Source organism: Clostridium sp. DFI.5.61 (genome assembly GCF_024462915.1).
GTDB lineage: Bacteria > Bacillota > Clostridia > Oscillospirales > Oscillospiraceae > Lawsonibacter > Lawsonibacter asaccharolyticus.
Genome location: NZ_JANGBZ010000022.1, coordinates 1 through 20236 on the forward strand (window position 1 = coordinate 1; position 20236 = coordinate 20236).

18 protein-coding genes are annotated in these 20236 nt (G+C 59.3%); 15 read left to right on the forward strand and 3 right to left on the reverse strand.

Translation table 11 applies throughout. From position 1 onward, the window contains the following. From NE584_RS11305 to NE584_RS11345, 9 genes are all read left to right on the forward strand, one after another. Positions 1-683 (forward strand): thiamine pyrophosphate-dependent enzyme (locus NE584_RS11305; RefSeq protein ID WP_256182854.1); only part of this gene is annotated, 683 nt, incomplete at its 5' end. 261 nt (positions 684-944) lie between these two features. Further along, positions 945-1649: a 5-bromo-4-chloroindolyl phosphate hydrolysis family protein gene (locus NE584_RS11310; RefSeq protein WP_256182855.1), complete on the forward strand. Its 705-nt coding sequence runs from the start codon at positions 945-947 to the stop codon at positions 1647-1649. 163 nt (positions 1650-1812) lie between these two features. After that, the gene (locus NE584_RS11315; protein WP_108980399.1) at positions 1813-3018 is read left to right on the forward strand and encodes a toxic anion resistance protein; all 1206 of its coding nucleotides are present in this window, start codon (positions 1813-1815) and stop codon (positions 3016-3018) included. Between the two features lie 36 nt (positions 3019-3054). Then, on the forward strand, positions 3055-4146 hold the full coding sequence (locus NE584_RS11320; RefSeq protein ID WP_256182856.1) for a TPM domain-containing protein: 1092 nt from the start codon (positions 3055-3057) through the stop codon (positions 4144-4146). A gap of 378 nt (positions 4147-4524) precedes the next feature. Beyond that, positions 4525-5757, forward strand: a complete 1233-nt coding sequence (locus NE584_RS11325; protein ID WP_256182857.1) for an amino acid permease — start codon at positions 4525-4527, stop codon at positions 5755-5757. An 18-nt stretch (positions 5758-5775) separates the two neighbouring features. Next, on the forward strand, positions 5776-6669 hold the full coding sequence (locus NE584_RS11330) for an acetamidase/formamidase family protein (RefSeq protein ID WP_256182858.1): 894 nt from the start codon (positions 5776-5778) through the stop codon (positions 6667-6669). A gap of 133 nt (positions 6670-6802) precedes the next feature. Next, positions 6803-7891 (forward strand): ATP-binding protein, encoded by a 1089-nt coding sequence (locus tag NE584_RS11335; RefSeq protein WP_256182859.1) that lies wholly within the window; start codon positions 6803-6805, stop codon positions 7889-7891. Then, complete coding sequence (locus tag NE584_RS11340; RefSeq protein WP_256182860.1) at positions 7872-8582, forward strand: response regulator; 711 nt, start codon at positions 7872-7874, stop codon at positions 8580-8582. The genes NE584_RS11335 and NE584_RS11340 overlap by 20 nt, the downstream gene beginning before the upstream one ends. Before the next feature lie 333 nt (positions 8583-8915). Beyond that, positions 8916-12383: an S-layer homology domain-containing protein gene (locus NE584_RS11345; RefSeq protein ID WP_256182861.1), complete on the forward strand. Its 3468-nt coding sequence runs from the start codon at positions 8916-8918 to the stop codon at positions 12381-12383. 85 nt (positions 12384-12468) lie between these two features. Here NE584_RS11345 and NE584_RS11350 read toward each other — a convergent pair whose 3' ends face one another. Together NE584_RS11350 and ilvD are read right to left on the reverse strand one after the other, a co-directional pair. After that, positions 12469-13053 carry a hypothetical protein gene (locus NE584_RS11350; protein ID WP_256182862.1) on the reverse strand — a complete coding sequence of 195 codons (585 nt, stop codon included), beginning with the start codon at positions 13051-13053 and terminating at the stop codon, positions 12469-12471. Positions 13054-13456: 403 nt separating this feature from the next. Further along, positions 13457-15118, reverse strand: a complete 1662-nt coding sequence (gene ilvD / locus NE584_RS11355; protein WP_050622887.1) for a dihydroxy-acid dehydratase — start codon at positions 15116-15118, stop codon at positions 13457-13459. 137 nt (positions 15119-15255) lie between these two features. Between ilvD and NE584_RS11360 the strand changes: the two genes are divergently transcribed. The 6 genes from NE584_RS11360 to NE584_RS11385 all read left to right on the forward strand — a co-directional run bounded on the left by NE584_RS11360 (position 15256) and on the right by NE584_RS11385 (position 19126). Continuing rightward, positions 15256-15930: a FadR/GntR family transcriptional regulator gene (locus tag NE584_RS11360; RefSeq protein WP_108980004.1), complete on the forward strand. Its 675-nt coding sequence runs from the start codon at positions 15256-15258 to the stop codon at positions 15928-15930. 280 nt (positions 15931-16210) lie between these two features. After that, entirely contained in the window at positions 16211-17263 is a 1053-nt protein-coding gene (locus NE584_RS11365) for an inorganic phosphate transporter (RefSeq protein ID WP_050622885.1), read from the forward strand. A 24-nt stretch (positions 17264-17287) separates the two neighbouring features. Continuing rightward, positions 17288-17911, forward strand: coding sequence for a DUF47 domain-containing protein (locus tag NE584_RS11370; RefSeq protein WP_256182863.1), 624 nt, complete (start codon positions 17288-17290; stop codon positions 17909-17911). 160 nt (positions 17912-18071) lie between these two features. Continuing rightward, positions 18072-18383: a hypothetical protein gene (locus tag NE584_RS11375; RefSeq protein ID WP_050622883.1), complete on the forward strand. Its 312-nt coding sequence runs from the start codon at positions 18072-18074 to the stop codon at positions 18381-18383. Positions 18384-18385: 2 nt separating this feature from the next. After that, entirely contained in the window at positions 18386-18592 is a 207-nt protein-coding gene (locus tag NE584_RS11380; RefSeq protein ID WP_050622882.1) for a helix-turn-helix transcriptional regulator, read from the forward strand. A gap of 90 nt (positions 18593-18682) precedes the next feature. Continuing rightward, positions 18683-19126, forward strand: coding sequence for a hypothetical protein (locus NE584_RS11385; RefSeq protein WP_256182864.1), 444 nt, complete (start codon positions 18683-18685; stop codon positions 19124-19126). 108 nt (positions 19127-19234) lie between these two features. Here the strand turns inward: NE584_RS11385 and NE584_RS11390 are convergent, their stop codons facing one another. Further along, entirely contained in the window at positions 19235-20140 is a 906-nt protein-coding gene (locus tag NE584_RS11390) for a polysaccharide deacetylase family protein (RefSeq protein ID WP_256182865.1), read from the reverse strand. Positions 20141-20236 lie beyond the last annotated feature (96 nt).

A 20236-nucleotide genomic window follows, 5' to 3' on the forward strand; every position in this document is an offset into this window, starting at 1 on the left:
CTCCCCAGCGCATCCTGAAGGACGTGAAGGAGGTCATCCCCGAGGACGCCATCATTTTCACCGATGTGGGCTGGAACAAGAACGGCGTGGCCCAGGAGTTCGATATCACCGTTCCTGGCACCATCCACCACTCCTCCGGTCTGGCTACCATGGGCTTCGGCGCTTCCGCCGTCCTGGGCGGCAAGCTGGCTGCCCCCGATAAGATCGTGCTGACCCTCACCGGCGACGGCGGCTTCGGCGTCAACCCCACCTGCATGGCTACTGCCGTGGAGAAGGGCATCGCCTGCACCTGGGTGGTCATGAACAACTCCGCTTTCGGCACCATCGCCGGCCTGGAGAACGCCAACTACAAGACCAAGTTCGGCACTGTGTTCCACACTCCCGATGGGGAGTCCTACAGCCCCTGCTGGGCCGACGTGGCCAAGGCCTACGGCGTGGACTCCATCCGCTGCTCTACCGCCGACGAGTTCAAGCCCGCCCTGGAGAAGGCCATCGAGGCCAACAAGGCCGGCAAGCCCTTCCTGGTGGAGGCCCCCATGGAGAACATCGTGGTGCCCACCCCCGGCTGCTGGAACATCAATGACATTTACAGCCCCAACGAGTTGGTCAAGGAGGGCAAGCTGGTCAAGAAGGAGAACGGCCAGTACGTCGCCCCCAGCCACTCCAAGTCCCACAACGCCTAAGTTTGCCCCGCACTTCCTTCTTGTGTGTGTTTTTTCAGAGAAATGCCGCCCCACTTGGGGCGGCATTTCTCGTCTTTCTAGAAAAGGGCGCAGAGAATGTAAAAAATTGAGACCACAGATTGGACGGCCGGAAGTTGCGGCTAATTTCCTTGACACCCCATCTCCGTGGGGGTACAATATCTCACAACAGGACATATGAAGGCAGCTTTGCAGGCCGGACCGGGGAAGGGGCCGGCCTGCGGAAGTGGAGGAAGTTCAGATATGGCAAAACATGTAAAGCGGTCGGTGGTCCCCATCTATCTGGTGGGTGCGGTCTGGCTGGCCTATGCGCTGCTGTTCCCACTGTACCAGCCGGTCCATTACCTGCTGTGCGGGGCGCTGTCGGCGGCGGCCTTCATCGTGGGGAAGGGACTCTTCCCCAATAAGGTGTATGAGGTGCCCGGAGAGCCGGAGGAGAACAAACAGGAGGAGCCCGAGAAGAAGGAACCTCCTAAAAGTACCGGCGATCCGGAGATCGACGCCCTCATCAAAGAGCGGGACCGGGCGGTGGGTGAGATGCGCCGCCTCAACGACAGCATCGAGGACGAGGGGATATCCGCCCAGATCGATCATCTGGAGGAGGTCACCCGGAAGATCATCGACCTGGTGGTGAAGCAGCCTAAAAAGCTGCCCCAGATCCGCCGGTTTCTGGATTACTATCTGCCCACCACCCTGAAGATCCTGAATGCCTATGACCGTATGGATGCGGCCGGCATCTCGGGGGAAAATATCGACGCCACCAAGAAGAAGGTGGAGCAGATGATGGCTACCATCTCCCAGGCTTTTGACAGGCAGCTGGACGCCCTGTTCGGGGATGAGGCACTGGACATCTCTACCGATATCACCGTCATGGAGCAGATGCTCCAGCGGGAGGGGCTGGGCGGCCAGAAGAAGGACGGAGACGGAGGCGTGACCCTGGAGCTGTGAGCCGAGAAGAGTGGGGGAGGCCGTGGAACAGGTGGAGAAACTGATCATGGGGCGATGGAGATGGCCGTGCTGACGGGATATGACTTCTGGAAAGCGGGGACCGAGGTCCCGTGATATCTAGGACAATGAGATCAGAAACGTGACGATACAGGAGGAAACGACAATGAGCGACAATCTGGATATGACCCCTCAGCTGACTCTGACGCCGGAGGCGGACACCGCTGCGGCCGCGGCACCGGCCGCCCCGGAGGCCCCCACCTTGACCCTCGAGCCTGCAGCGGCGGACCCGGCTGACGAGGCCGCAGCCCAGAAGGAGCGGGACGCTCACGCCGTCAAGCTGGATGAGAGCCAGCTCACGGAGGCGGAACGGAAGATGGTGGATGAGTTCTCCCAGAAGATCGACATCACCGACTCCAGCGTGGTGCTCCAGTACGGCGCCGCCGCCCAGAAGAACATCGCCGGCTTCTCGGAAAACGCACTGAACAACGTGCGGACCAAGGATCTAGGCGAGGTAGGGGAGGCCCTGTCCTCTCTAGTGGTGGAACTGAAGGGCTTCGGCAAGGAGGAAGACGAGGGCGGCTTCCTGGGCTTCTTCAAAAAGAAGCGGGATAAACTGGAGGCCATGAAGACGAGCTACGCCAAGGCCGAGGTCAACGTGGACAAGATCGTGCGGGTGCTGGAGAACCACCAGGTGGTGCTGATGAAGGACATCGCCATGTTGGACCAGATGTATGACCTCAACACCAAATACTACAAAGAGCTGACTATGTATATCATCGCGGGGAAAAAGCGGCTGGAGCATGTCCGGGCCCACGACTTGGAGGAGCTGAAGAAGAAGGCCGCCGAGACCGGGGCCCAGGAGGACGCACAGAAATACAACGACTATGCCAACCTGTGTAACCGCTTTGAGAAGAAGCTCCACGATTTGGAGCTCACCCGGATGATCTCCATCCAGATGGGCCCTCAGACTCGGCTGATCCAGAACAACGACACCCTGATGCTGGAGAAGATCCAGTCCTCCCTGGTCAACACCATCCCCCTGTGGAAGAGCCAGATGGTGCTGGCCCTGGGGCTGGAGCACAGCCGCCAGGCCACGGCCGCCCAGTCCGCAGTTACCGACATGACCAACCAGCTGCTCCAGAAGAACGCGGACCTGTTGAAGATGGGCACTATCGAGACCGCCCGGGAATCTGAGCGCTCCGTGGTGGATATCCAGACCCTCCAGCACACCAACCAGCAGCTGATTTCCACCCTGGACGAGGTGATGAAGATCCAGCAGGAGGGCAGCCAGAAGCGGAAGGAGGCCGAGCTGGAGCTGGGCCGCATTGAGGGCGAGCTGAAGCAGAAGCTGCTGGAGCTGAGAGGCTGAGGCCGGCGGTCCTGTCCCGCTGCGTGAGGTGAAACGATGAACTTTTTGAAAAAGACTTGGGTGGCCATAGCGCTGACTGTGATCATGGTCGTGGCGGCTATCGGCGTGGGTCAGCTGCGGGCTCCCGTCCCCGGACTGCCCACAGACACATCCAACAGTGCCTCCGGCGCGCTGGACACCTCCCTGTCCACGTCGGAGTATGACACCTGGATCTCAGATCAGGCCGGGGTGCTGTCCTCCTCCGCAGAGGAGCAGATCAGCCTCTATAACGCCAACTGGGACTATCGGTACAACAGTCTGATCGCCGTACTGATGGTGGACAGCCTGGATGGGCAGGACATCGAAAGCTATGCTTACGACCAGGGGACCCAGATCGGCCTGGGCCAGGGCGACGCCCTGCTGGTGGCTGCGGTGGATGACGAGCTCTATTACGTGGCTACAGGCAACGACTTCTCCACCATCCTGACCAGCAGTGTGACTTCCCGGCTGGATGGGATGCTTTCCAGCAACTTCGGTGCCCAGCGCTTTGAAGAGGGTGTGCTGTCCTTCTTTGCGGAGATGAACCAGGTATATATAGACAACTTCGGACTGGGCAACGCCGGAGGGGGAGGGAGCTACCAGGTCAATGAGCGGACCATGGGGGTGATCTCCCTGCTGGTCCTTCTGGTGGCGGCCCTGATGGTGCTCTCCGCCATCGACCGGGCGCGCTACAACAGCTACCGGGCACGTTTTTATGGGGTGGCCTCCCCACCCTATGTGTTCCGGCCTATCCTCTTCTGGCATGGTCCGGGATACGGCTGGTACCGGCGCCATTGGCACCGTCCTCCGCCGCCACCGCCCGGAGGTCCGAGAGGGCCCAGAGGACCAGGTGACCCCGGTGGATTTGGCGGGATCGGCGGCGGCAGCCGTCCGCGGAGCGGAGGATCACGTGGCGGCGGATTTGGCGGCAGCGGTGGTTTCGGAGGCTCCTTCGGCGGCAGCCGCGGCGGAGGCTTCGGCGGTTCCCGCGGCGGAGGCTTTGGTGGGAGCTTCGGCGGTCGTGGCGGAAGCTTCGGTGGCCGCGGCGGAGGATTCGGAGGTGGCTTTGGCGGCGGCGGTGGCCGCGGCGGCGGATTTGGCGGCCGGTGAGTGCTGAACAGCAGAATGACCCGTCCCGCCGTCACCGGTCCGCGTCTGGCTGGTCCCCAGCATGGGCGGGGCTTCCTCCCAAGAGGGCCGGAGACCCGGCCAGGGCCCAGAGGACCTGAAAGAAATGCAAGCAGACAGCCCCTTAAGGGGCCCTGAAAAGTTTGGGATCTCTCCCCTTTTCGGGCCTCTTAAGGGGCGCTTTTTATGCCTGCGGCCTGTAAGGAGACAAAAAGCAGAAAATGAATGTTGCGATTATGTTGCTATTATATAAAAATTAGTGAAAATATTGTGAACTAAATCAATTGAATTTTGGAGCCCGACTTTCTATAATGAGATCATACCACTCCGGCAAAAAATAAAAGCTGAGGAGAGATGAACATGGGCGAAGAAAAAAGTAATGTTGTCATTACAGAGGAAGGAGCACTCAGCGTGAAGAAGCTGACCTTCTGGGAAGCAGCTATGATCATCGTGGGTGCAAATATCGGAGCCGGTATTTTAGGACTGGCTTATTCCTCCCGGAAGGCCGGATGGCCTATCCTGCTGATGTGGCTTATTATCGCGGGGGTATTTACGACGGTCTCCATGCTGTATGTGGCTGAGACTACCCTCCGCACGAAAAAGCCCATGCAGCTGCCGGGGCTGGCAGAACGATATGTGGGAAAATTGGGGGCGGTACTGGTCTTTATTTCTGTGTGCGCCAACTCCATTGGTTGCATGATCTCCTATACCAGCGGCAGCGGAGAAATTTTGGCTGAGCTGCTGGGGATCTCCCCCACACTTGGAAGCCTGATCTTTACTGTGCCGGCCGTAGTAGTAGTGTGGCTGGGACTGAAAGCAACCGGCCTGGCAGAAAAATTTATCAGTACCGGCATGATCGTTTTGCTGGCCGTTATTATCGGGGTCTCCTTCTTATCTGGGAAAGCGGATATCAGCCAGGCGATCTACACCAACTGGACCTATGCGGTGCCTGTGTTCAACGTGGCGATCTTCTGCTATATCGCCCAGTATGCAGTCCCTGAACTGGCCCGCGGCCTGCGGCATAATGCTCGCGCACTGCCCAAAGCGGTCACCATCGGCATGCTGATCACCGGGATACTGCTGGCGCTGGTCCCTCTGGCTGTCATTTCCCTTACTGGACCGGACAATGTCACGGAGGTAGCGACGCTCGCCTGGGGCCAGGCGCTGGGCAGCTGGGCAATGTTTGTAGCCAACATTTTTGCCCTGTGCGCCATGATGACCTCTTACTGGGCAGTGGGCGGCTCTATGCTGACGAACATTGTGGACATGTTCAAGTTCAAGAGCGAGAATCATGTGCCGACCCGCCTGATCTCGCTGGCATGTGTGGCTCTGCCTCCATTCATTTTAGCTTACAGCGGCTTGGTCAGCTTTGTAGACGCCATTTACCTGGCTGGGACCTTCGGTGGTGTCATTATGTCCATTCTGCCTGCGCTGATGGTAAACAGTGCCCGGAAAAACGGCGACATGGAGCCGCCCTGGAAGTGCGGCTGGTACTCTGCGCGGTGGGTCCAGGTGCTCATCATCACGCTCTTCTGTGCGGCAGCCCTCTATGCGGTTTTGGATCTGGTGGGGATCCTGCCCTCAGGCTGGTAAAAGAGGGAGGAAAATGCAATGCGTGTCATTCCCAAAGACAAAGTGATCTTCAGCTTCAATGCGGAGCATCCCTGTCAATATAGCGTCGAGGATGGGGAGACCTTCTGGGTGGAGACAGATGACTGTTACAGCGGCCAGATCACAGACGCCTCGGTAAAGCGTCCGGATATCGATATCACGATCATGGACTGCTCTGTTGGGCCGATCGAGGTGCGGGGTGCCAAGCCGGGAGATACCCTGTGTGTGGAGATCCTGGCCATTGAGCTCGGCAGACAGGGGGTTATGGTGACCTCAAAGGGATTGGGCGTACTGGGGGACCGGATCACAGAGGCTGACACTAAGGTGATTCCCATTGAGGATGGATTTGCCTGCTTTTCTGACAAGATCCGTCTCCCATTGACCCCAATGGTGGGCGTGTGCGGGGTAGCCCCCAGACCTGGGCTGGATATCCACTGTGCAGTGCCGGGGGATCACGGCTCTAATATGGATACGAAGATGGTGAAGGCGGGGGCCCGTGTCTATCTTCCTGTGTCGGTCCCAGGAGCCGGCCTGGCAGTGGGGGACCTGCACGCCTGTATGGGTGACGGGGAATTAAGCGGGACCGGGATCGAGACACCCGGCCGGATCTGTCTCAAAACCACGCTTTACAAGGACCGGCCGGTGAGCAGACCGGTCATCGAGACAGTGGAAGCCCTCTATTTTACAGCATCCGCTGTGACTTTGGACGATGCTATTCGATTGGCGGTATCTGATACAGTTGCCTTTCTGGAGAAAAAACTGAAACTGGATTTTCCGGATGCATACCGTTTGCTAAGTGCGACTTGTGACATTCAGATCAGTCAGGTAGTCAATGATTTGAAGACAGTCCGGGTCCGCTGCCCCAAATTTGATACAGGGATCCCCACGCTGTGAGGCGCGGCCAATGTCCAGACAGCCCCTGATCGGGGGCTGTCTGGCATTTTTGCACTTATACGTCCGGCTTGAACGCTTCAGCGTTCCATGATATACTGACTTTGACCCGGTTAGAAAGGGGGGAGGTGGGCCTGTGCTCGGTAAGATAAGGCGGATGTGTCCCCTCTGCTGGCAGGACAGCGTGATTTTAGTGGTGACCATGGCGGTGGTATTGGACCTGGGTCTGCTGCTCCAGCCCGTAGGGGCGGATGACTGCCATGCAGCCTTGCTTTTTGTGACAGGTGTCTTGGTGGTGGCCCGTTCTACCAATGGATATTTTTATGGGATGACGGCGAGCCTGATCGCCGCAGTGGTCGTGAATTATGCCTTTATGGAACCCTATTACCGGTTTGAGCTGCGGGGGGCTGGTTACCCATTCACATTTGTCACACTGTTTAGTGTCTCTATCGTGACCAGCGCGCTTACTACCCATATCAAAGAGCAGGAGGAGGCCCAGATCGAGGCGGAGCGGGAGCGACTGCGCGCCAATCTGCTCCGGGCAGTGGGGCATGACCTGCGGACTCCGCTGACTTCCATCATCGGATCAGCAGAGGCGATCCTCAGTCCGGGAAATTGTCTGAGCGATGAGGAGAACAGGACCCTGCTCCGCAATGTGTGCAGTGAAGCAGAGTGGATGATCCGTATGGTAGAAAATTTATTGTCTATCACCCGTGTAGGCGGGGCGTCTTACCACTTGAAAAAGAGTCCGGAGATGCCAGAGGAAGTAGTGGGTGAGGTAATGGAAAAATTCCAAAAGCACTTCCCCAATACCACAGTGGAAGTAGAGGTGCCTGACGTCCTGCTGGAAGTGCCTATGGATGCGATGCTGATCGAGCAGGTGCTATACAACCTGATGGAAAATGCGGTGATCCATGGGATGGCGGAGAAGATCCGGATTCGGGTAGATGCGGGAAAGCACTGGGTCCGTTTTTCTGTCAGTGACGACGGGGCGGGGATCCCGCAGGAAAAGTTGGAGCATCTATGCGGGGACTATATGGAATTGGCAGATACCAGTTCTGGAGATAAAAAACACAATATGGGCATTGGGCTGATCGTCTGCCGCGATATTATCAAGGTGCACGGAGGAAATTTTGAAGGCAGAAATCAGCTGGAGGGAGGCACGGAGTTTTGGTTCACGCTTCCCTTAAAGGAGGAACGGCAGTATGGCGGTCATAAAGGATAAAATTTTAGTGATCGAAGATGAAAAAAGTATCAACTATCTGATCGGAACGGTCCTGACAGCCAATGGATATGATGTCATCAAGGCCTATACCGGAACAGAGGCGTGTCAGATGCTTGACGCCTACTGCCCTGACTTGATTATTCTGGATCTGGGGCTCCCAGATATGGATGGAGTGGATATCATCCGACGTATTCGAGGGTGGAGCGTTGTTCCAATTATAGTGGTATCTGCCAGGACCAGAGAACGAGACAAGATCGAAGCATTGGATCTTGGCGCGGACGACTATCTGACCAAACCTTTCGGCGGAGGAGAACTGCTGGCGCGTATCCGCACCGCTCTGCGCCATACCAGGACGCAAGCCGCCGATCCTGGATTGGCGCGTACAGGGATCTACCGGTGTGGCCGGCTGCGAGTCGATTTTGACAGCCATCTGGTATGGCTGGGAGAAGAGAACGTGCATCTGACTCAGAGTGAGTATAGGATCGTTGCTCTGTTGACCCAATATGCCGGAAAAGTTTTGACATATGATTTTATCATTCGAGAGATCTGGGGGCCGAATGCTGTAGGAGATACTCAAAATCTGCGGGCCAATATGGCAAAGATCCGTCGCAAACTAGAAAAGAACCCGGCGAAACCCCAGTATATTTTTACTGAGGTAGGTGTGGGTTACCACATGGCAGAAGGAGATTGAGGTCCCTTGCAAATGAAAAACAGCATATTATAATTGTAAGAGCTCCAATCATATTCTTGACAAAAAGCGCGATGTCTACCAAAAGTCTACCAAAAAAGGGCGGCGGGAGCCTGGAGTTTCAGGGCCTCGCCGCCCCTCCTGTTTTCATGTGTCTACCAAATGTCTACCAGGGAAACTTTTTGGGTAGAATCTCATGGATTTTTCCATTAATCTTCCCCTTTTTATAACCAATTCCTCCTGTGTCAGAAGTGTTGTACTTTCCTGATTTTGGTAAAACCCCTAAAATTCAAGAAAATAGCTCTCATTTGCCAAATATAAAAGGAGGAATATCCAATGAGAAACCTGAAGCGCGCTCTCAGCGTTGCTCTGGCTTCCGCCATGCTCCTGGGCATGATGATGGTCGGAACCAGCGCTAAGGGCATCGACGATTTTACCGATAAGGATAAGATCGTCAATCAGGACGCCGTGGCGGTCACCGCCGAGATCGGCGTGTTCGACGGCTACGAGAACGGGTCCTTTGGTCCCGAGAACGTAGTCACCCGCGCCGAGATGGCGGTCATCATCTGCACCATGCTGTATGGCGCCGGTGTGAACGTCAACCAGTTCGCGGAGACCAGCGTGTTCACCGACGTCCCCGACTGGGCGGAGGGCTATGTGAACCTGTGCGCCAGCCTGGGCATCGTGGCCGGCGTGGGCGACGGCAAGTTCGACCCCAGCGCCACCGTGACCACCGCGCAGGCCGTGCTGATGCTGTGCCGCACTCTGGGCTACTTCCAGAGCGCCACTGACTTCGGCAACGACTGGATGCTGGCCGCCACCGCCAAGGGCACTGAGCTGGGCATGTACGGCGATCTGAAGCTGACCGCCAATGCCGGCCTGACCCGCGACAACGTGGCCGAGCTGGTGTTCAACGCCCTGACCAAGGCTGTCACCGTTGAGTACAACGACACCTTCAACATCTACTTCAACACCGGCAGCACCTGGGCCAACGGCGTGAAGTTCGACTACAAGCAGACCCTGGGCTACAAGAACTTCGACCTGGTGTACATGAATGACGAGGATGACTTCGGCCGTCCCAGCACCGTGTGGGGCACCGGCTCCCTGGCCAACGTGTCTCTGGACGACGAGGGCAACATCCCCGACAGCTACAAGGGCATCGCTGACGACGACATCATCATCAGCATGGCCGACACCGCTACCCACACCTACACTGCCAAGGTCTCTTCCAAGACCCTGTACAACGATGTGGGCCGCACTGCCGCTCAGGACTATGACTGGACCGTTTACACCAACGGCGAGGCCAATGAGTACTCCTTCGACGGCAACGACCTGTATGACAACCGTACCAGCACTGACTGCTTCCTGAAGGAGGCCGCTGGCGAGAACGTGACCGGCAACGGCGTTCTGACTCAGGTCTATGTTGACTCCAAGGAGAAGGAAGTTACCGTCTCCGTCATCGACAGCTATGTGGCTGAGGTCTACAAGGTCGATGAGAAGGACGGCACCATCACCCTGTCCGACCTGGTGGACGGCCCCGCCGATGCCAGCGACGACGAGTTTGCTACCACCGCTTTTGCGGAGGACGACGTGGTCGTCTACACCTACGCCAACGACGAGATCCAGTCTGTTGTCAAGGCTGAGTCCGTGGAAGGCACTGTCACCAAGGTGAAGGACAAGGACAACTTCTCCCTGGACGGCACCAGCTACTCCTACTCCAAGAACATGGATGCCAGCGACAAGCTGGACACCGATGATGTGGACGCCGAGACCGTGGCCTATCTGGACGCCTATGGCTATGTGATCCATCTGGACGCTGACGCCGTGGCTCAGGATTACGCCTACGTGGTGGGCGTTGGCTCCGCCAACGACAAGTACGGCGATGACGCCGACTTCGGCGCCACCCTGCTGCTCACCGACGCCACCAAGCTGAAGGTGGACCTGGATTCCGACAGCACGGACAAGTATGATAGCACTCAGAAGGCCCGTGAGGCTCTGGAGGGCTACATCGTGTCCTACTCCAAGGACAGCGACGGCCTGTACACTCTGACCAAGAGAAGCGACAACCGCATCGACCTGAACGAGAATACCTTTAACGCCAACGGTCTGGAGATCAAGTCCGGCACCTCCGCCATGAAGATCTTTGCGGCCGACGACTACTATGCCAACAGCAGCACCATCTTCCTGCTGTACGACGGCGACGACTACACCGTCTACACCGGCATCAAGAATGTGCCCGACGTGAAGGGTGACGCGGACACCAACGCCGTTGTCTTCGACAAGGGCGGCGTGGCCAAGGTGGTCTACATCGAGAACGCCAACGTGGACGGCGACGACGAAGTCATCTTCGTGGTGGGCGACACCGGCGCCAAGGCCCAGAAGGACAACGAGACCAACACCAAGTACTATGAGTACCAGGCCATGGTCGGCGGCGAGATCGTCAAGCTGAAGGTCCGCGACGGCGACGCCTATGACTTCTTCAAGACCATCGGGACCGACGATATCAAGGTGCTCAGCGGCCTGACCTACAACAAGGACGGCTTTGTCACCGACTATGACAATATCTTCACCGATTGGCACGTGGATAATGGTGTCGGCACCGAGGGCGAGGACGACGAGGTCATCGGCATCGGCGATGCCGCCGGCCAGAACTATAAGACCTACGCCTATGACGAGGACGTGGTGGTTGCCCGCTTCGACGGCGACGACCTGACCAAGTCCACCATCGGCCGCATCAAGGACGACGGCAACGACAAGGTCACCTATGTCCTGGACGGCAAGATCCTGATGGGCGTGTGCATCACTGAGGTCAAGGGCACCGATGCCCCCGTTGCCTACACCGTGAGTGTAAGCAATGGCGACAAGGTGGAGTACACCATCACCGATGAGAACGGCAACAGCGAGACTAATAAGAGCCTGGTCCTGACCGAGAAGAACCTGGATGTCACCGTGAAGATGACTCCCAAGACCGGCTATCAGTGGACTGACAACAAGGGCACTGAGACCCGCACCGTGACTCTGAACAAGGTCACCAAGAATGAAGAGGTTAAGGCTGAGGTTGAGCCCGTTGCCGCCACTCAGGCGACCCTGACCCTGAATCTGACCGACGCTGTTGTTACCGTCAATGGAACTTCTTATGTGAATGGCCAGACCGTCACTGTGCCTGTGGACACCACCCTGGCTGTGGTTCCCACTGGAACTGACGCCAACAAGACTGTTGCCACTGTCTCTGTCGACGGCGAAGGCAATACTGTGACCAAGGCCGGCACCACCTATTATGTCCGCGCCCTGGTGGACGGAACTCTGACTGTTTCCTATGACTATCAGAGCTATGACCTGACCCTGAATGCTCCTGCTGGCTGGGAGTTTACCAGCGAGATCCCTGCTCAGATCAAAACTGGCATGGACGGGTTTACCGTCACCATGCAGCAGCGGACTGCCGCTGCGCAGGCCGCTGGGAAGAAGATCGAGAGCGACAAAACTGAGGTGAAAGTCTCTGGTGTAACGACCAAGGGAGTCGCTAAGAGTGGCGAGCCCTACGTTGTCTCTGACGCCGATGGTGCCGATGGGAGCGGAAAATTCTCTGATCGCGGCAAGTTCCTGATTGCGATTGCGGATGGAACTCTCTATGTGGAGAATGCGGGTAAGTATGAAGTGGCGGAAGCCTCTGACTGGACCGCTGATACCGTGTTCTACAAGGAGAATGGCAGTTATGTAGCTCCTGTGGTCGCTACCGCCGAGGTGGAAGTGACCATCGGAAACGTGACCGGCGACGTGACTGCTAATCTGAGCATTGAGACCTAATTATCCAACCGGATAAAACAGGAATCATTACACCCCCGGGCATCTGCCCGGGGGTGTTTCCTCTCATGAAAGAGCGATATCTGTTTTACCCAATGGCAAAATAAAAATACTCCACACCCTCAGAATTCATCTGGGTGGAGGGGTTGTCCTTTGAGGTGTACCAGGAAACCTGATTTCCCGACCAGGTGACATTGACATAGAAGTCGATGTGCCCCAGGCCGCCGCCCTGGGTGACGCCCCGGAGGAGGAGCAGGCCGGAGCGGTCGGCGGAGGAGCCAGAGCGGCGCACCGCCAAAAGCTGGGGCGGGAAGGAAAAGGCGAGGGAGACAGGGGACTCCGGGCCGCTGGTCCCGTTTCCGGTGTAGCTGCCGAAGGCGGTGCGGGGCATGGAGCCCTCCACGGCTGACAGGCGGCGCTCCACGCCGCTCAGGCCCTCCTGATCCGCCTTGCTGTCCAGCCGCCCCTCCAGCGCCTCCAGGGCGGTCTGGTCCGCCTTCTGGGCCACAAGGCCGGAGAGCTGGGAGAGGACGGCGGTCTCCGCCTTGGACTGTGCCAGCGCGTGGAGCGCCCCGTCCACCGCGGCGTTGTCCGCGTTGAAGTCGGTCCGCTCCACTTTGTCCGAAGCCTCCCACTGGCTCAACCCATAATGTTCAGTGTGTCTGCTTGCCATGATCGATCCCTCTTTCTATTAAAAATGATTTCATAGAAGGGGGAAACCGGGGGCTATGTGGGACGTTGAAATACAAATAATGGGATTTTGGGGAAACTGTGCCCATTTTTATCCCCAGACAGCGGCCCGAGGGGATGAGACGGGAGAAAACGGATATCCTACCATGGGGACCTGCTGTGATGTGCCCGCCTGCCTGCTGAGGCCGTCCCTGTATGGGACCCTCTCCGCACAGCATATTCTTGCAGGAACGTGTCTGTACCATGTTCCACCGGGACGCCGCCTCCCGTGCGGGGGCGGAGGGCGGGCGCATCACCGCAGGCCTCTTCTGAATATCAAAGGGACACAGAGCAGAAATAGCCCGGACACGGCGGAGGCCGCGTCCGGGCTATTTGTATCGCGCTGTTTACTCCAGGATGGCCCCCCGGTCGGCAGAGGAAACCATTTTGGCGTACCGGGCCAGATAGCCGGTCCTGATCTTGGGCTCGGGGCAGACCCACTTGGCCCGCCGGACCTCCAGCTCCTCGTCGGACACCTTCAGGGTGATGGAGTGGGCGGGGATGTCGATGGCGATGAGGTCACCCTCTTCCACCAGACCGATGGGTCCGCCGGAGGCCGCCTCGGGGGACACATGGCCGATGGAAGCCCCCCGGGTGGCGCCGGAGAAGCGGCCGTCGGTGATGAGGGCCACATCCTTATCCAGGCCCATGCCCGCGATGGCGGAGGTGGGGTTGAGCATCTCCCGCATGCCGGGACCGCCCTTGGGGCCCTCGTAGCGGATGACCACTACGTCGCCGGCCACGATCCTGCCGGCATAGATGGCCTGGATGGCGTCCTCCTCGCTGTCGAACACCCGGGCAGGGCCCTCGTGGACCATCATCTCCGGGGCCACAGCGGACTGCTTCACCACGCAGCCGTCGGGGGCCAGGTTGCCCTTCAGCACGGCGATGCCGCCGGTCTTGGAATAGGGAGCCTCGATGGGGCGGATGATCTCCGGGTCCCGGTTGACCACGCCCGCCAGGTTCTCTGCCACCGTCTTGCCGGTGCAGGTCATCAGGCCGGTGTCCAGCAGGCCCGCCTTGGACAGCTCGGCCATGACGGCGTAGACGCCGCCGGCCCGCTCCAGGTCCTCCATATAGGTGTTGCCCGCCGGGGCCAGGTGGCACAGGTTGGGGGTCTTCTGAGAGATCTCATTGGCCATGTCGAAGGAGAGCTCGATGCCGCACTCATGGGCGATGGCAGGCAGGTGGAGCATGGTGTTGGTGGAGCAGCCCAGGGCCATGTCGATGGTCTCGGCGTTGTGGAAGGCGGCCTCGGTCATGATGTCCCGGGGACGGATATCCCGCTCCACCAGTTCCATGATCTGCATGCCGGCGTGCTTGGCCAGCCGCAGGCGGGCGGACCACACGGCGGGGATGGTGCCGTTGCCCCGCAGCCCCATGCCGATGGCCTCGGTGAGGCAGTTCATGGAGTTGGCGGTGTACATGCCGGAGCAGGAGCCGCAGGTGGGGCAGGCGTTGTTTTCATACTCCTCCAGGCCGGCCTCGTCCAGCTTGCCGGCGTAGTAGGAGCCCACCGCCTCGAACATGTGGCTCAGACAGGTACGGCGGCCGTCATTCATAGTGCCCGCCATCATGGGACCGCCGGAGACGAAGATGGTGGGGATGTTCACCCGAGCAGCCGCCATGAGCAGGCCGGGCACGTTCTTGTCGCAGTTGGGGATCATCACCAGACCGTCAAACTGGTGGGCCATAGCCATGGCCTCGGTGGAGTCGGCGATCAGGTCCCGGGTGACCAGGGAGTACTTCATGCCCACATGTCCCATGGCGATGCCGTCGCACACGGCGATGGCGGGGAACTCCACCGGAGTGCCTCCGGCGGCACGGATGCCGGCCTTCACCGCCTCGGCGATCTTATCCAGGTTCATGTGGCCGGGGACGATCTCGTTGTAGGAACAGACCACGCCGATGAGAGGCCGCTCCAGTTCCTCCTTGGTATAGCCCAGGGCATAGAGCAGGGAGCGGTTGGGGGCGGCGGGGGCCCCCTTTTTAATGACATCGCTGCGCATGGGAATTGACCTCCTCACAGATCCAGACTCAAGTTGTCTGATTTCTCTTGCATTGTCTGACTATATAGTATAAGATAGAGGGGAAAATGTCAAGAGGGAGCTGCGCCTCCGGCACAGAGAAAAGGAGAAGAGAGACCATGTCGAAGCGGAATCTGTCCCAGCAGACGGCGGAACGCCTGTATAACAGCATCGTGGCGGAGGGCACGCTGCGGCCCGGGGACAAGCTCCCCAACGAGGTGGAGCTCTCCCAGCAGCTGGGGGTGAGCCGCGCCACCCTGCGGGAGGCCATCCGAGAGCTGGCCGCCCGTGGAGTGCTGGAGGTCCGGCGGGGGCGGGGGACCTTTGTGTCGGAGGAAGTGGCGGACATCGAGGACTTCGGCTTCTCTGGGCTGGAGCGGCTTCAGGGCCAGCTGCGGGACCTGTTTGAGCTGCGGTCCATCTTCGAGCCAAAGGCCGCCCGGCTGGCCTGCCAGCGGGCCACGGAGGAGGAGCTGCGGGATATCCTGGAGAGAGGGGAGGCGGTGGAGCGGTGCATCCGGGCAGGACAGGACCGGACGGAGGCGGACCGTGACTTTCATGCCGCCATCGTGCGGGCTGCCCACAACGAATTCATGGTCCGGCTGCTGCCGGTGATCCACCAGGCAGTGGCCGCCGCAGTGGAGAGCGGAGAGCACGGCGAGCAGCTGGCAGAGGACACCCTGCGGGACCACGCCCTGCTGCTGGAATTTTTGGCAAAGCGGGACGGAGAGGGCGCAGAGCATGCCATGGCCATCCACATGTGCCGCAGCATGGAGGTGATGGGGCTGGGATGAGACGGGCAGAACGCCGGTCTCCCTGCCTGCACAAATCTTGAACTGGGACGGAAAAGGTAAAGTCTTGACGAAATTGGTGTAAAATGCTATGCTAAACCTAGAGGTCCACAGGGGAATGGACGTTCCCGGCGGAAGATGCTCCGTGCTGTGGTTCCACGACAACTTGAAGAACAAGGGGGATGCTCCCTGATGGAGGATGACAGGACTTCGCACCGGACCGGGTCAGCAAGTCCTGTTATTTTTATGCCTCTCACGGGCAGGAGGGAGCGCGGGAGATCGTATGGAACTGTCATTTGCATCATTTGTACAGCAGGTCTTTTCCAGCCCGGCCATGCTGGTCACAGTCCTGCTGACGCTGGGCGTCATTTTCGTCAACGGATGGACGGATGCCCCCAACGCCATCGCCACCTGCATCGCCACCCGGTGCATCAACGTCCGGGCAGCCATCCTGACCAGCGCGGTGTTCAACTTCCTGGGCGTGCTCATCATGACCCACATCAACAGCTCGGTAGCCTCCACCATCAGCAATATGGTGGACTTCGGCGGCAACACCCATGAGGCCCTGATCGCCCTGTGCGCGGCTCTGTTCTCCATCGTGGTGTACAGCGTGGGGGCGGCCCGCTTCGGCATCCCCACCAGCGAGAGCCACAGCCTGATCGCGGGCCTCACAGGGGCGGCTATCGCCATCCAGAACGGCATTGGCGGCATCAACATGGGCGAGTGGGTCAAGGTGCTCTACGGCCTGGTGCTGAGCCTGGCGCTGGGCTTCCTGGCCGGGTGGGGCATCTGCCGCCTGGTCATCCTGGTGTGCGCCGGGATGGACCGAAGGAAGACCAACGGCTTCTTCCAGGGGGCACAGATCTTTGCTGCCGCCGCCATGAGCTTCATGCACGGGGCCCAGGACGGGCAGAAATTCATCGGCGTGCTCTTTCTGGGCATGGCCTTCTGCGGCGGGCAGGAGAGCGTCACCGGGATGGTCATCCCCGCCTGGCTGATGCTGATGTGCAGCACCGTGATGGGCCTGGGCACCAGCGTGGGGGGCGAAAAGATCATCAAGTCGGTGGGAATGGATATGGTGCGCCTGGAGAAGTACCAGGGGTTCGCCGCAGACCTGGCGGCGGCGGCCTGCCTGCTGCTCTCCAGCCTGTTCGGTATCCCAGTGTCCACCACCCACACCAAGACCAGCGCCATCATGGGTGTGGGGGCGGTGAAGCGGCTCTCCGCCATCAATTTCGGCGTGGTGAAGGACATGATGCTCACCTGGGTGTTCACCTTCCCGGGATGCGGGCTCATCAGCTTTGTCATGGCTAAGATATTTACGGCGATCTTCTGATCGATCATGGGGAGGAAGAGTGTTATGGCGAAAAAGAGTGATTCCTTTTATTTCGGCAACTTCTACGCTTGTGCGGACTGCGCCTATCAGGCGGCCCACCTGCTGGAGCGGGTCATGCGGGATTTCGATCCCCTGCTGATCCGGGAGAAGCTGGACGACATGCACAAGGTGGAGCACGCCGCTGACGAGAAAAAGCACGAGGTGCTGGACGCTCTGGTCAAGGCGTTCATCACCCCCATCGAGCGGGAGGACGTCATCCTGCTCAGCCAGAACATCGATGAGGTGACAGACAAGATCGAGGATGTGATGCTCCGGCTCTACTACAACAACATCCAGAGCATCCGGCCCGACTCCCTGGAGCTGGTCTCCATCGTGGTGAAGAGCTGCGACATGGTCAAGCTCATGCTGAAAGAGTTCGCCTCCTTCCGCCACTCCAAGAGCCTGCGGGACCACATCATCGCCATCAACACCCTGGAGGAGCAGGCGGATCAGGTCTTTGTGACCAGCATGCGGGAGCTGCACACCACCTGCACCGACCCGGTGGAGATCATCTGCTGGCGGGAGGTCTATTTCTACCTTGAGAAATGCACTGACGCCTGTGAGCATGTGGCGGACGTGGTGGAGCAGATCGTAATGAAGAACTCCTGACCAAAGACTCATATGCTGCGCTTTCAGGACCCGGCCATCCAGGGGAGGCCGGGTCTTTTTTTGCACGGGATGTAAAAAGTATTTGACATCTCCGCACATCCATGTTAGAATCAAGATGTCAAAAGAATTTGACATCTTGATTTGACAAGGAGGCAGCGTCATGGAATCCAACGGGACTTCTATTTTTGTGGTGATCTTTCTGGCCGTGCTGATCCTCTCCGCAGTGCTGATCGTGTGGATGTTCGTCTCCCTGGTCCGGTCGGAGCTGGAGGACGAGCGGCGGCAGATGATCGTGGGCAAGGCCAGCACCTGGGCCTTCATCGCCGTGGTGGGCGGCGACCTGATCGAGGTGATCCGGACGGCGGTACAGCAGCCCAGCGGGGAGCCGGCCTCCCCCTTTATCCAGCTGGTAACGGCGGCGGTGGTGTATGCGGCCTTTTTGGGCTGGTTCAAGCACAAGTACGGAGGCTGAGCATGGAGAACAAGATCCGGGCGCTGAGGAGCGAGATGGGGCTCTCTCAGGAAGAGCTGGCCCGCCGGTGCGGAGTGTCCCGCCAGACCATCAACGCCATCGAAAACAACAAGTACGACCCCACCCTCACCCTGGCCTTCCACCTGGCCGGAGTGCTGGGGACCACGGTGGACGAGCTGTTCCTGGGGCCGGGGGAAAAATCCTGCTGAAATTGGCGGGGACCCGTTTACAAAATGGGTCCCCGCTGTTAAGCTTGTTTTAGAAAAGACTTTCTCTGGAACAGATGGGAGGCGCGGGAAATGAAGCACGGAACGATGAGCCTGCGGGACCGGGCGGCGGCTTGGGCCTTTGCCCTGTTCTCGGCGGCGGCCCTGCTGGCGGTGGCCGCCCAGGTTTTCCTGGGAGCCCGGCCGCTGCAGGGGATGCTGCCCCCCCTGGACCAGGTCACGGAGTTCTATGTCACCCCCTCCCACGAGGATATGGTCAGGTTCACAGTGGAGGAGAACGGCCTGGTCCAGGCCCTGGGGGAGTTGCGGGTGGCCTGGCGGGGGCCCTATCAGGCCATCCGCTATGAGCGGGGGCAGCATACCTATCATATCGATCTGTTCCGCACCTACGAGCCCTTGGGGGATGTGGTCCTGTATGAGAACGGTTTTCTCTGCTTCGAGGGGAGCCTCTTCCGGGTGGAGGAGGGAGCGGCCTACCAGCGGTGTCTGGAGCTGTGCCGGGAGGCCCTGCCCTGAGCAGACAGGACCGGACCGTGGAGACATCTTCCAGAGCTGTTCCATAGAAAAAAGCCGGCCGTCCCGGGGGGACAGGCTGGCTTTTTCACAGAAAAAGGGCGGGAGGGCTCAGGGCTCCAGCCCCAGATGGCGCAGGACCTTTTCCCCAAAGGTCTCCTTATGCCAGTTGACCAAATCCAGCAGCTCCTGGGTGGAGGTGTTGTCCGTGATGGCGTAGCGGTTCAGCATCCGAAGGGAGGCGGGGTCTCCGACCCGGATCTGGTTGGGGCCGAAGACGGAGGTGACGGTCACTTTGATCCCCTCCTCCCCGAAGATCCGGTCCGCTTCCTTACTGACCAGTCCGAAGGGGTAGGCCAGGGCGGTGACCTGCTGGCCCAGTTCCTGGGCGAAGAGCCGCCGGGCCTGACGGCAGTCACTGGCGAGGACCTGGCGGTAGGCCTCCTCCGGCTCGTCCGCCAAGGGTAGCACGCCCTCGCGGCCGCTGTACCCGTAGTCGGCCCGCTGATGCAGGTCAAAGGTGTGGCTCTCTACCTCCAGCACACCGGACTCCAGATAGGGCCGGGCGTCCTCCAGGGCGAAGCGGGGCGGGTCCAGGGGCTGGCCCGAGTGGGCATAGACGCTCTGCCCGGCGTTGATCCCGATGACAAAGATGACGGCGTTCAGGCCATAGCGCTCCAGGATAGGGGCGGCCAGCTCCAGATTGCTGGTATAGCCGTCATCAAAGGTGATGAGCACCGGATGGTCCGGGAGAGGGGTCCCCTGCTCCCCAAATTCAATGAGTTGCCGGATGGTCACGCTGTTCCAGCCGTGCTCCTTCAGGGCCGTCATATGGGCCTCGAACCGGGCAGGAGAGATTACCATATCGCTGGCCACGTCCTCCGAGACGTGGTGGTACATGAGCACTGGGAGCTGGGACACGTTCCGAGTGCTGGTCCATACCGCCGCCGCCGCGTACAGCAGGAACGGGATTAGGGCCAGGAACGGCAGCCATCTTTTTTCCCAAAAGCGTTTCATCTTCTGCTTCCTTTCTGATATCTGCCGGGCCCGCCCGGGAGCGGGATACACAAGAGCGCGGGGCTGGGTCCATCCATGGATACAGACGGACAGGCG

What these genes read in the sequence shown, in the direction of transcription:
- NE584_RS11310 (WP_256182855.1), top strand. Translation starts at nt 945, where the DNA reads ATGGCAAAACATGTAAAGCGGTCGGTGGTCCCCATCTATCTGGTGGGT.
- NE584_RS11315 (WP_108980399.1), top strand. Translation starts at nt 1,813, where the DNA reads ATGAGCGACAATCTGGATATGACCCCTCAGCTGACTCTGACGCCGGAG.
- NE584_RS11320 (WP_256182856.1), top strand. Translation starts at nt 3,055, where the DNA reads ATGAACTTTTTGAAAAAGACTTGGGTGGCCATAGCGCTGACTGTGATC.
- NE584_RS11325 (WP_256182857.1), top strand. Translation starts at nt 4,525, where the DNA reads ATGGGCGAAGAAAAAAGTAATGTTGTCATTACAGAGGAAGGAGCACTC.
- NE584_RS11330 (WP_256182858.1), top strand. Translation starts at nt 5,776, where the DNA reads ATGCGTGTCATTCCCAAAGACAAAGTGATCTTCAGCTTCAATGCGGAG.
- NE584_RS11340 (WP_256182860.1), top strand. Translation starts at nt 7,872, where the DNA reads ATGGCGGTCATAAAGGATAAAATTTTAGTGATCGAAGATGAAAAAAGT.
- NE584_RS11345 (WP_256182861.1), top strand. Translation starts at nt 8,916, where the DNA reads ATGAGAAACCTGAAGCGCGCTCTCAGCGTTGCTCTGGCTTCCGCCATG.
- NE584_RS11350 (WP_256182862.1), bottom strand. Translation starts at nt 13,053, where the DNA reads ATGGCAAGCAGACACACTGAACATTATGGGTTGAGCCAGTGGGAGGCT.
- ilvD (WP_050622887.1), bottom strand. Translation starts at nt 15,118, where the DNA reads ATGCGCAGCGATGTCATTAAAAAGGGGGCCCCCGCCGCCCCCAACCGC.
- NE584_RS11360 (WP_108980004.1), top strand. Translation starts at nt 15,256, where the DNA reads ATGTCGAAGCGGAATCTGTCCCAGCAGACGGCGGAACGCCTGTATAAC.
- NE584_RS11365 (WP_050622885.1), top strand. Translation starts at nt 16,211, where the DNA reads ATGGAACTGTCATTTGCATCATTTGTACAGCAGGTCTTTTCCAGCCCG.
- NE584_RS11370 (WP_256182863.1), top strand. Translation starts at nt 17,288, where the DNA reads ATGGCGAAAAAGAGTGATTCCTTTTATTTCGGCAACTTCTACGCTTGT.
- NE584_RS11375 (WP_050622883.1), top strand. Translation starts at nt 18,072, where the DNA reads ATGGAATCCAACGGGACTTCTATTTTTGTGGTGATCTTTCTGGCCGTG.
- NE584_RS11380 (WP_050622882.1), top strand. Translation starts at nt 18,386, where the DNA reads ATGGAGAACAAGATCCGGGCGCTGAGGAGCGAGATGGGGCTCTCTCAG.
- NE584_RS11385 (WP_256182864.1), top strand. Translation starts at nt 18,683, where the DNA reads ATGAAGCACGGAACGATGAGCCTGCGGGACCGGGCGGCGGCTTGGGCC.
- NE584_RS11390 (WP_256182865.1), bottom strand. Translation starts at nt 20,140, where the DNA reads ATGAAACGCTTTTGGGAAAAAAGATGGCTGCCGTTCCTGGCCCTAATC.